Here is an 11587-nt window from a genome sequence, read left to right as displayed (position 1 = left end):
TTTGAGCTGGAATTCCTTCTGCCCTCTGCCGCCTACCTGATCGAAGCGGTCATCTCAATCGTGGATGTCCGTTTGGCCTCACGCTTGAGGTACGGCGCGATCGCATTCATGCACGCAGACAAATCGTCCAGTCTGTTCAACCCTTTGAACAAACCGCCGAGCAGCAAATCGATCAAGTCTTGATGATAAGCATCGATCGCTTGGCCTGCTGTCCAATGATTCACATCAAAGCCCCATTTCCAAATTTTCAGCAGTACATCCGGCGGCGTTTGGGCAAAGGTGGAAGCCGCAATTTCCTTGGTTGCATCAGCCAAGCTTTGTTTGATTTCGGCTTCTACAGTTTGAGGATTGTCGCTGAGCGATCGCAGCAGCAGCAAATGCTTGGCAAGCGCGGCCTGCGAGAAAGGAGCGACGGTCGAGACGATCATATCGCCAGAGGAATCGATCGATCGCCACTGGTCTTCGATCACGCTGATGAGCGTGTTAATCTGAGTCGGCTTGCTCCAGTCTACTTGACCTCGGAAGAACGGTTCTTCATATCCGGCTATCAACCCTTGAAAATAAAGGGGAATTTTCTTGCCAGAGTGCAAGATTTTGTGCAGGGCAACTTCGAGCGTTTCCACAGGCCAGCCCAAGTTGCGACACAAAAAGAATTTCAGGTGATCCGGCTGCGACAGCACAAGGGCGTTGAGCAGCAGGTGCATTGCTTCCCCCACGTTTTGACCCACGATGTATCGATGGGGAGCGTGGACTTTAACGATTTTGTTTTGCTGAAGTTTGTTGTCGAAATATTCGCAAAATGAACTGTTGTCGAGCATGTGAGTAAACCGCACCATGCCGTAAGCGGTTTGGCCGGACTGCGCGGCTTGGGCAAACTGCCACTCGCTCATTTTTTTGGAGGCGGCATACACTTCGGTTGTGAAGTAGCGCGAGGCTTTTCCGGTCGAGGAATAGATGCACTGCTGCACGTGATGGCGTTCGCAAAGCTCGATGATGTTTTGCGAGCCAAAAATGTTGCTTGTCACCGTTTCGCGAATTTCCCGTTCTGCCAGCCAGGGCAAGCGCTGAGCGGCGAGATGAAAAACAATTTCTGGCTTTTCGGCTTGAAAAACTTGGTTCAATTCGGTCAGGTCGCGAATATCAACGGCATAGTAAATCACCGGAATTTGCGTTGCGATCGCGGTTTCGGTTTCTGCCCCAGTTGAACATCGTGCCTTGTCTACTGACACGATTTTGCCTGCACCCAGTTGAACCAATTTTTGAATCAAGGCTTGGCCGACGCAGCCTTCGCCCCCTGTCACCAAAACGGTCTTTCCGGCCAGTCGATCGCGCACTTCCGCTTCGTAGAGGTAGATGCCGCGCTCCCAAACTTCTTCAAACGGATCGGCTTGCAGCATTCCATCAGCTTGATAGGCTTCAACCAGCTTGACGGTTAGTTCTTGCAGGGCGGCGATCGTTTGAGGGTCTTGTGGCTCTGGCGAACCGGGGGGGACGAGGGCTTGAATCGCTTCGACGATCGCGGATTTGCTCAGGGGACTGAAGGAGTTCATACAGGTAGATTCAATGAGTTTTACACGGCATTAAAGGGGAGTGAGAAAGTTGGCAACGATGTAGTCAGCTAAGGCTCTTCCCGTTGCCTTGCCTGCTCGGTTCGCAGATTCGGTGTGGATGCCACCGTAAATGCGACTGATGCCAGCTTCGTTCGCGGCCTGACGAAAGCTGTTGAACGTTCGTGTCACACCGGGTAAACCGATTGACCCTGATGTAAAGGTGTATCGATCGCCAAACAGCGATGTGAGAATTTGTGATGCTGCGCCGCTGAAGGTGCTGTGTCCCGATATGTAGTCGGGATGATTGGGTGTTGAAATCAGCGGGTTCCAGCCCGGAGCCGCTTGTGTGCGCGGGTTGCCGTCGGTGTCGGCTAGACGGAGGGCATCGATCGGACGCCAAGAATTATAGGTATATTTAGCATCCCAAGCCGCAATTCCCGCATCAGCCAGTCCCAGATTGAGCAGCGCAAACGTGCGGGCATCTTTGATCAGTGCGCCGTTCCCCTCAGCGGCAATTTGCTCAACGATTTGGTTCCAGTGTCCGGGTGGCGTATAGGTGCCGCCGCCATCTGCCCAATACAGCGCAATTTCGGTTTGCTCGGCAGTGCGACGACGACTGTTGAGCCGACCGAGAATTCTCACCTGCTCTAGCTCTTCGGCGCATATCTTGCTGGTGAGCGGCGGCGGTGCGGCAGGTCGAAACTGTGAACCGCTCGTCATGGTGAACGGCGTAACGTTCTTCCACTGCGGCAAGGCAGCAGGTTTAAATTCCGGTGCGCTCGGTCTCCAAAGACCTGGTGTTGTGCTGGGCGTGTAGGAGACGGCTGTGGTGGCTCCGTCCATTTTGCGCGATTCAAGAATGGTGGCGGCAACCGATCGCCCGATCGCAATGCCATCGGTTTCTGATTGTCCATCTGGAATTTTGGCAAGCGAATTTTGATAGGCCGCATCAAACGTCGCTTTCTGGGTGGGAAACAGCTTGATCAAGGTTTCGTAAGCAGCAGTCACAGCAGCAGCTTCTGCCGAAGCACCCGCAGGAGCATCCAGGTTGACTCGGTAGGCTTTGTAGCGATCGACAATCGAGTTGACAGCATCAAACATTGCCGTGTGAACGATCGCCAAACTGCGAGCGGCAGCGGGCGGCGGCGTCGCTCCGGTGACAATGGCTCGTAGCGCGTTGGCGTTCCATTCGACAATGGCACTGACTCGATCGGCAGCGACACGGCGAATTGATGTGGTGGAGACGCTTCTTTGCTTTTCAGCATCGATCGCCACAACTTTAAACTCGTTTCCTCCCGCAGCCAGCGCGACATTGCTGAAGAGAAATCTGCCTTTGTCGTCTGCAACCGTTGATCGACCTGTGCCTTTGAGCCGCACGATCGCATTGGCTGAGGTTTGGCCGACCAGGCTAACAGTTGAAAAAGTCGTTTTGTTGTCTCCGAGTACGCCCGAATCCGAAAACGCAGAAAGCGTCACTCCAGGCAGCATTGGTGCAGGAGAATTGGTTGATCGCTTCAAGCGACGCGATGAACCACTGCGAAGGGTGCGATCGAAATTCAAAGAACGCTGATTGGTTTGCAGGCGATTCTCAAGCTGATGTCCGGATTTATGCGGCATTGACACCCTGTTGCGTAGTTCGTCAGAACGAGTATTTGAGTTGTAGCCGTTGTAGTGGGTAGGAGTCATTGGTAAAGTCCGAAGGGCTTGTCGGTTCTCGCTAGGCTTTGTCGTTGCTTTTCAGCGTGATTGCACGCAAGCTACCCCTCTTTTTACTGAGTTCTCCGAATGCCTGTCGATAGCCTTCATTGGAAATTCATTAGGAGCGCGGCACTCTGATCAATTGCTTCTTCTAATTTTCATAAAGCAATCGTTTTCGACCGCAGAAACAGTGAAAATACTGAGACTGTCGCGATCGACATGACTCAGTATTTCCTACAGGTTGATGGAATTGGAATTACGGCGTGGGTGAAGCTGTTGGCACAGGCTGACTGGGGGGAACCTGCTCGATCGCAATCAGCGCTTCCATGATGCTTTTGGCAACGGGTGCAGCCGTGGTGGAGCCAAACGCATTGCTGCCATTTGGCTCATCGAGAACGACTAAAACCGTGTAGCGCGGCGCTTCTGCCGGAAATGAACTGACAAAGCTGGTAATTCTCGCGTTCGAGTATCCGCCTGTTTCACTCGCTTTTTGGGCGGTTCCAGTTTTGCCAGCAATTCGGTATCCGGGGATCTGTGCGACTTTTCCGGTTCCCGATTCCACAACCGCTTCCATCATCTCGATCACCGATCGCGCCACCTGTGCCGACACAATCTGGCGCGGTTCGGGTCGATCGGGCTGCCACATCGGTTTGCCTGTCGCGCCATACAGCCCTTGAATTACGTGCGGCGTCACCATGCGGCCTTGGTTGGCAAGCATGGCGTGAAGCTGCAAAAGCTGAATTGGCGTTAGCGTAAAGCCCTGACCAAAGGCAGCAGTTGCTGGTTCGATCGCGCCGCCGACAAACTGTTCGTGGGTTTTGAGCATTCCCGGCACTTCATCGGGCAAATCAATCTTGACCGTTTTACCCAGTCCGATTCGCTCTAGCCACTCGTAGTAATTCGATCGCTGCATCCGCTGCATGACATGCACCATGCCGACGTTGCTGGAATATTTGATGATTTCCGTGAGGCTGAGGGAGCCGCGACCGCCTGCCGACTCGTAGTCATTGTTTTGCACAGGCCAGCCATCGACGAAAATTTGACCTTCGTCGTTAAAGCTTTCATCAGGTCGAACGGCTCCCGATTCTAGAGCGATCGCGACGTTGATCGGCTTGAAGGTCGATCCGGGTTCATATGGATTGCTGACCGTCCAGTTGCGAAAGCGCTCCACGTCAAACTCGTAGTATTCGTTCGGGTCGAATGACGGAACGCTGACCATCGCTTTGAGCGCACCCGTTTGCACATCGATCGCCATTGCCGCGCCGCGCTTCGCCTTGAACTCGGTGACTTTTTGCTGAAGCGCAAATCGGGCGGCTCGTTGAAGTCGAGCGTCGAGCGTGAGTTGCAGGCGCAAATCGTCTTGGTGAATCAGATCGTGGGGCGCGTCCGCATTCGTATCGGTACTAATTGGCATCAGCGTTCCATTCCCCGATCGCCGTAGACGCACTGTTTCGATCGGACGCTCTAGCTGCTTTTGCTGCCCCATTTCCAATCCGGCTTTGCCTTCGCGATCGAAATTCACATAGCCGACGACATTGGCGAACAAATCTTCTTGCGGATAAAGCCGCTGCGGATGCTGCACCAGTTCCAATCCGTCTAGCCCCAAATCTTTGACGCGATCGGCCACATCTTCTGACAGAGCATAGCTTAGTTCGATCCCCGAATCGCCATCGAGCATTTTATCGGTCAGCGATTCCACTGACTGATCGAGAATTGGCGCAAGCTGTTCGGCGACTGCGCGCCTCGCCGTGTGGAACATGATCGGATGGGCGTAGAGCGTATAGGCAGGCCGATCGATCGCCAGCACATTGCCGCGATCATCCACGATCGGACGGCGCGGCACAAACGGACGCACATCGGTGATTTGTTGTGCTTGCGCTCGCTGTTGCAGTTTCGCCGCATCCACGATCTGAAGCCGATACAAATTCGCCGCCAGCACGCAGCCAGCCAGCAGCAAAATTCCCCACACGATCGTCAGCCGCAAGCGCGTCACTTGAGCGCGAGGCTGGGATTGCACCTGCAAAAGTTCGCTGAGTCGTTTCGCGGCGCGAGCGCTGTGTTGCGCCCAGCGTGGCCACGATCGAGACGGAACCGCGCTGGTTCGCCGTGATTCGCGAATCGTGACGGCGCGACTAGGCGGCGTAGACCGATTGCGGCGCTTGCGATCGACTCCAGCAGGCGATCGATCGCGTCGGGCAGATGAACGACGGCCAGCGCCAATGCGGGGAAAAAAGCTCGCCATGCCAAATCCAAATTAATAAGCAAGAGGGCGGTTCGGAGCGAGCGGCGTGGCCGGAGCAGTGGCCGGAGCCGTCGTTGGGCGCGGTGAGGCAGGCGGCAGGAAAATAATGCTGCTTGGATTGGGCGGGGCGAGCTGGCTGTCGGACTGTTCAGCTTGCTGAGCGAGATTTTGCTTTAGGGCTTCATTTGTGGCGGTAAGCTGTCGCTCTTGCCGCTGAAGCGCTTCAAGCTGGCGATATTGCCGTCCCCAAAGCTCTTGTGCATAAACTGTCCAGCCATACACCAGCAGCGTCAGGCCGACCAGAGTAAAGGTGACGATCGACGATCCCCGCTGCGCCAGAACAAGCATCCGCAGCCACTTGGGAATCGCTCGCGTGTTCGGCAAAGAACGCACCGTCGATCGATCCGTTGGTCGGACAGCCGGAGCCATCGTCACCAGTTTGGCGCGAGAAGGCGGCGTCATCGATCGGCGTCGCTCGGTTGCAAGCTGACGAGACCGCAAGCGCGGCGTTGGAATTGGATTTGGCACAGCAGACATAAACTTCGCTCCTTCACCACCAGCAGATTAATCAGCTTGCAAAACAGCATTACTCCGAATGAGCGTACTCATACTACCGTCGTTTTTGCGAAAAACAAGTGCTTGTTTTGCGTGAATTTCTAAAGAAATTTGCGGGGATCACGATCGCAGCGCAAACGGCAATTGATCCCCGTCTTTTCAATTTCGTTTCAGTATAGAGTTCAACTTGTAATTGTTCATCCCTCTTGGTTGGATTTCCGTCATTTTTATTCACCACTGGCTGAAATCTCGACAAAACTGTTGAATCGACAGCAGTTCAATTCGATCGTCTTCTGCCGCAGTTTGGCGATCGTCCGGCGTATTGTAGCCCCAGTCGGCTAGAAACAAGCGCACATCCGCCAAATCCGCTTGTGTGGTAATGGTTTGCAGCGTTTTCAGCCGATCTTCCACAAACCAAATCACATCATTGGGTTGGCGAATTTGCCTCAGCGATTGCGTTTTGGGCTGCTTCACTTCTTTTCCCAAAATTCGATCGGCACTGAGGGAAATGCCTTGCTGCTGCAAAAGCTGTTGAACAAATCGTCCTTCCTTTGTCGTGATGATCAAGGAACGCACTGGACTGTCGCAAAGTTCGCGCAGGCGATCGATCACGCCAGGATAAAACCGATGCTCGGACAGCCAGCCTGCCAAATCTGCTTGAATCCATTCGTCACGGACGCGATCGACTGCCGCACCCAAATCTGCCGCACTCAAAGAATCGGCAGCAATTTGCGCGACGGCAATTTCGCTCCAGTGCAGCAAAATTTCGGCTTCTGGAACGCCTTGCAGCAGCGATCGAATCACAACGGGCATTTCCCATCCGGTTTCGACGACGGGTCGCAGGCGGTAAAACTGTTCGGCTAATCCTGCGGGTGGCGTTTGCTCGATCGGATGCCAAAGCTGCACATAGACGCGCCAAGCCGTTTGAAAGTATTCAATCAGCCCGTCGCACAAAACGCCGTCAAAATCGAGCGCGAGAATGGTTGGATTGTCCACCGTTACTTACCTGCGGTTGCGATCGATTCATATGATAATTGGGTGAACTTCTTCAGCAAGCAATTTTCAGCGAAATGACGGCAATTCATGTCATTGGCATTGGCCTGGATGGATCTGCCGGACTGGGCGAAACCGCTCGCCAAATCGTGCAGCAGGCGGCGGTTTTGGTCGGAGGCGATCGCCACTTGGCCTACTTTGCAGATCATTCTGCTGAGCGAATTGAATTAGGCGATTTGCGGCAGGCGATCGAGCAAATGCGGCACTTGCTGCCAACCCATCAGCCGATCGTCGTTTTAGCTTCTGGCGATCCTTTGTTTTTTGGCATCGGGCGCTTGCTGCTGAGCGAATTTTCTCCAAAGCTGCTGACGTTTCATCCGCATTTGAGCGCGATTCAGCTTGCTTTTAGTCGCGTCAAACTCCCCTGGCAAGATGCCCGCATCGTCAGCGTTCACGGGCGATCGCTGGATGAACTCACGCAGGCACTTCAGCAGGGTGCAGCCAAAATTGCCGTCCTCACCGATGCGGAACACAGTCCGCAGGCGATCGCCCGCCTTCTCCTGTCGCTCGATTTGCCAAGCTGCTATCAGATTTGGGTGTGCGAAGCGTTGGGCGGCAGCGACGAGCAGATTCGCAGCTTTTCGCCGCCAGAAATTCTTCATCAAACCTTTGCGCCGCTCAACGTCGTGATTTTGGTGCGGCAGTCTGCCACCGCGATCGATCTTGCCAGCCTGCCCGCCTTCGGTCTGCCAGATTCGAGTTTTGTTTCGTTTGACGATCGCCCCGGCCTGATCACGAAGCGCGAAGTCAGAATTTTAGCCTTGGGAGAACTGGCGCTTCAGGCCGATCAAATCGTGTGGGACATCGGTGCTGGGACAGGCTCCGTTTCGATCGAGATGGCGCGATTGTTTTCGACTTCGCAGGTTTATGCAATCGAAAAGTCGGCGGCAGGTTTTGCTTTGATCTCCGAGAACGCCACGCGCTTTCGCGTTACGAACGTGATTCCGGTTCACGGCACGGCTCCGATCGTTCTGGAAAATTTGCCTGCGCCCGATCGCATTTTCATCGGCGGCAGCGGCGGCAATTTGATTGAAGTGCTATCGGCCTGCCAATTTCGTTTGCGATCGAACGGGCGGATCGTGCTGGCCTTGGCGACGCTGGAACATTTGCACAGCGCGATCGCTTGGAGCCAAACGCAGCAGTGGCGACATCATTTGCTGCAAGTTCAGCTTGCGCGATCAATCGCTGTGGCTCGGCTGACGCGCCTCCAGCCGCTTAATCCGGTTACGCTGCTGACGCTACAGCCGCCACAAGACGAAGCCTGTTCCCAACAGAAATAGCAGCCCCATCCCGCCTGCAAGCGGTTTGCCGTCGAGTCCAGTGAGCCATGCCAGTTTGCCTTGCGGATGGGCGATCGCTCCGGTCGCATCCAGGCTGGCAATTCCCCAAATCCATCCGGCATGAAGTCCCCACGCGAGGCCGATCTGTCCGCCATCCGTCCAGCGAGCGAGGCTGAGAACCATGCCCATCAGCCAGAGTCCGGGCAGTTGCGGCAGGTTGGCGCTTCCTTCCCAAACCAGATGCAGAAGGGCGAAGACGACGCTGGCGATCGCGGCTGCCGTCCAGCCCGAAAATTCACCTTGCAGCACATTCAGCAGCAGGCCGCGAAAAATTAATTCTTCAGTCACGCCAACCCATAACCCTAGAATCAGCGGCGTTAGCAGGGCAGTAGGCGTCACCGCAGCGGGAGCGATCGTCACCTTTACCCAGCCGAACAAGATTTCGATCGCCACCAGCAGCAAAATTCCGCCCACGCCTGCTGCGAGTCCAACACCCAGCGCGATCAAAACGGAACTGTGCCAAGGCAGCCCGTAGATGGCGAAGGGGGGATTTTCCCAGCCTGCGAAGCCCCACAGGACGATCGGCGCGATCGCATACAGCGAGGCGAGCAGCGGCAGCTTTTGTTCCAGCGTGAGTGGTTGAGGCGGACGCCATTTTAAAGAAATGGCAATCAAAATCGCGATCGGCAGCCACAGGCCAATCCAAATTACAAAGAAGCGGACAATCGCGATCGCGGACTGCATGAAATTAGAATCGGTCGGGTTTTAACGTTGAAGATTGTTGATGGCGGGCATCGTTTCATGCAGCAGAAACCAAAGCAACAGTGGCAACTAGAGCTTGCCGACTCAGCCATTTGTTGCTCGGCTTGCGATCGCCACATCCATCGCTTGGCTATCAGCAAAATCAACGGACGCAAGCGGAATTCAAGCCAATCATTTAGGCGATCGATTGCAGGCAAACGAATCTGCAAACGCGATCGATCACAGGTGCATTGCAGCAGACCAGCCATTGACGGAATGCGCTCGTAAAATGGCCGATTGTCTGCTGCGGCTTATTCTTCGTCTTCATCATCGATCGCCGGAGCAGAACCGTTGCGATCGCTGTCAAGTTGAATCAGATGAATGTGCTTGTAGCCGAGCTTAATTTCAAACTCGTCACCGGGCTTCAGACCCATCTTTTCGGTGTAGGTGGCTCCAATCACAATTTGACCGTTCTTGTGTACGCTGACGCGGTAGGTTGGTTCACGTCCCCGGCCATCTTTTGGCCCTTCAGCGCTGATTGGTGTGCCCTTTGCGGCCAGCAACGCCTCAAAAAACTCGGCCAAATTGACGCGCACCTGATTATTCTTTCCGGTCGTGTAATAACCGCAGCGCTTAGCTTTCTCGCGTCGAGGTAAATTAGAAAGCTCTTTTACTTTTTGCAAAAGCGCTTTTCCCGTCAGTGGAGCGGTGGCAGTTTCAGTCATTGCTTCCAAGTTGTCCTTTCGATGTTCAACACAACGATGAATTGAGGCGAGCAACAAGCCCAAATTGGGCAGTTTGCGGGTTAGATGAACGAAATTGCAGAAATCAGCAAAGGCTGCGGATTGAATATGCAATTTCGGCCTTGTTTATCACTCTATAAAATATATCTCTAAAGCTTGAACATGAAACAGGAAATTTTTCAAATCGATCGCAACTTCAAAAATATTTGATGTTCAAAAATTATACAGGCGCATCTAGGCAAGTCGTCAACGGTTATTGCAGGCAATTCTTTAGAAGAAACGTGACGAGCGAAAATTCGGGCGGGCGGCGATCGCTTGCTTGCCCCAAACCGGGATCGCTGCTAGAAAAATAGCTGAACCGCCGCTATTTCAGCGGGTTTTTGCACAGTCAATTGCAAGAATGCCTTGCAAAGATGACCTCAATTTTTACGACAGGTCTATTAATCAACCACGCTAAAAATCAAGGTGATTGGCAGACGATCGCCTCAGCGAGTTTGTTGCACCAGCGCTGCTCGATTGCTCGAAAATCAACGAAAAGATCGATAAACCACTGCTTCAAGCTGGATTGCAGCAAGGTGAACCGCGCCGCGTTCGATTCCAACTTTGCGTTTCCTGAAGTAGTTTGTAGCCGCCCTCTAAACTAGAAGATAGAGCGTGCCGCCGATTTCGATCGCGGTTTTGATCTGATCCTTTTGCCAATCGCCGATTTATGCAAGTTACGTTTCAAGTTGTTCGTCAAACCGCCGATCAAGCTCCGCGTGTGCAGTCCTACAGCCTGGATGTTGAGCCGGGAAACACGATTTTAGACTGCCTCAATCGCATCAAGTGGGAGCAAGACGGCACGCTGGCCTTTCGCAAAAACTGCCGCAACACGATTTGCGGAAGCTGTGCCATTCGTGTTAACGGGCGATCGGCGTTGGCCTGCAAAGAAAACATCGGCAGCGAAGTCGCCAGGCTTCAACAAATCGCTCAGGACAGGCATCAGCCCGTTGCAGAAGTTCCGACGATCGCGATCGCCCCAATGGGCAATATGCCTGTGATCAAAGATTTAGTCGTGAATATGCAGAGCTTTTGGAACAATCTTAAGGCGGTTGATCCTTACGTCAGCACGCAGTCTCGCCAGATTCCAGAGCGCGAATTTTTGCAAACGCCCGCAGAGCGCGATCGCCTCAATCAATCGGGCAACTGCATCCTCTGTGGCGCATGTTACTCCGAGTGCAACGCCCGGACCGTTGATGAATCATTTGTCGGACCTCATGCCCTCGCCAAAGCTTATCGGATGGTGGCTGATTCTCGCGATGATCAGACGGAGATTCGCCTTGACCAGTACGGAACCGGAACGGCAGGCGTGTGGGGCTGTACGCGCTGCTACTACTGCAATACTGTTTGTCCGATGGATGTTGCGCCGATGGATCAAATCGGCAAAATTAAGCAGGAAATTCTCGATCGCCAAACGGAGCAGACCAATCGATCCGTCCGGCACCGCAAAGTACTGATTGATCTAGTCAAGTCCGGCGGCTGGATTGACGAGCGACGCTTTGGCCTCAAGGTTGTCGGCAACTCGTTTCGCGATTTGCGGGGACTGACGAGCTTGGGGCCGTTGGGAGTGCGGATGCTGGTGCGGGGCAAGTTTCCCTTCAGCTTCGAGCCGTCTGAAGGAGCGGCGGAGGTGCGATCGCTGATCGAATCTGTGCAAAATTTAGAACAGCATAATTCTTAACGATT

Annotated in this window: 9 protein-coding genes; 2 read left to right on the top strand and 7 right to left on the bottom strand. The window is 53.9% G+C overall.

Features of this window, described 5'->3' with window-relative positions:
* Positions 1 to 32: 32 nt before the first annotated feature.
* From H6F67_RS11845 to H6F67_RS11825, 5 genes are all read right to left on the bottom strand, one after another.
* On the bottom strand, positions 33 to 1550 hold the full coding sequence (locus H6F67_RS11845; protein ID WP_190766590.1) for a polysaccharide biosynthesis protein: 1518 nt from the start codon (positions 1548 to 1550) through the stop codon (positions 33 to 35).
* A gap of 30 nt (positions 1551 to 1580) precedes the next feature.
* Complete coding sequence (locus H6F67_RS11840) at positions 1581 to 3236, bottom strand: vanadium-dependent haloperoxidase (protein ID WP_199304370.1); 1656 nt, start codon at positions 3234 to 3236, stop codon at positions 1581 to 1583.
* Between the two features lie 268 nt (positions 3237 to 3504).
* On the bottom strand, positions 3505 to 5490 hold the full coding sequence (locus tag H6F67_RS11835; RefSeq protein ID WP_190766588.1) for a penicillin-binding protein 2: 1986 nt from the start codon (positions 5488 to 5490) through the stop codon (positions 3505 to 3507).
* Positions 5491 to 5502: 12 nt separating this feature from the next.
* Complete coding sequence (locus H6F67_RS11830) at positions 5503 to 6027, bottom strand: hypothetical protein (protein ID WP_190766586.1); 525 nt, start codon at positions 6025 to 6027, stop codon at positions 5503 to 5505.
* Positions 6028 to 6276: 249 nt separating this feature from the next.
* Positions 6277 to 7041 (bottom strand): HAD family hydrolase, encoded by a 765-nt coding sequence (locus H6F67_RS11825; RefSeq protein ID WP_190766584.1) that lies wholly within the window; start codon positions 7039 to 7041, stop codon positions 6277 to 6279.
* Between the two features lie 74 nt (positions 7042 to 7115).
* Between H6F67_RS11825 and cbiE the strand changes: the two genes are divergently transcribed.
* Positions 7116 to 8378, top strand: a complete 1263-nt coding sequence (gene cbiE / locus H6F67_RS11820; RefSeq protein WP_190766582.1) for a precorrin-6y C5,15-methyltransferase (decarboxylating) subunit CbiE — start codon at positions 7116 to 7118, stop codon at positions 8376 to 8378.
* On the opposite strand, the gene H6F67_RS11815 is transcribed toward cbiE, so the two are convergent.
* Positions 8337 to 9122, bottom strand: coding sequence for a CPBP family intramembrane glutamic endopeptidase (locus H6F67_RS11815; protein ID WP_190766580.1), 786 nt, complete (start codon positions 9120 to 9122; stop codon positions 8337 to 8339). The genes cbiE and H6F67_RS11815 overlap by 42 nt on opposite strands.
* 308 nt (positions 9123 to 9430) lie before the next feature.
* Positions 9431 to 9844, bottom strand: a complete 414-nt coding sequence (locus H6F67_RS11810; protein ID WP_190766578.1) for an AbrB family transcriptional regulator — start codon at positions 9842 to 9844, stop codon at positions 9431 to 9433.
* 727 nt (positions 9845 to 10571) lie between these two features.
* On the opposite strand from H6F67_RS11810, the gene H6F67_RS11805 reads away from it, so the two are divergent.
* Positions 10572 to 11582, top strand: a complete 1011-nt coding sequence (locus H6F67_RS11805) for a succinate dehydrogenase/fumarate reductase iron-sulfur subunit (RefSeq protein ID WP_190766576.1) — start codon at positions 10572 to 10574, stop codon at positions 11580 to 11582.
* Positions 11583 to 11587: the final 5 nt, after the last annotated feature.

Source organism: Microcoleus sp. FACHB-1515, assembly GCF_014696105.1.
Classification (GTDB): domain Bacteria; phylum Cyanobacteriota; class Cyanobacteriia; order Elainellales; family Elainellaceae; genus JAAUTJ01.
This window is presented reverse-complemented; position numbering and strand designations above follow the sequence as displayed.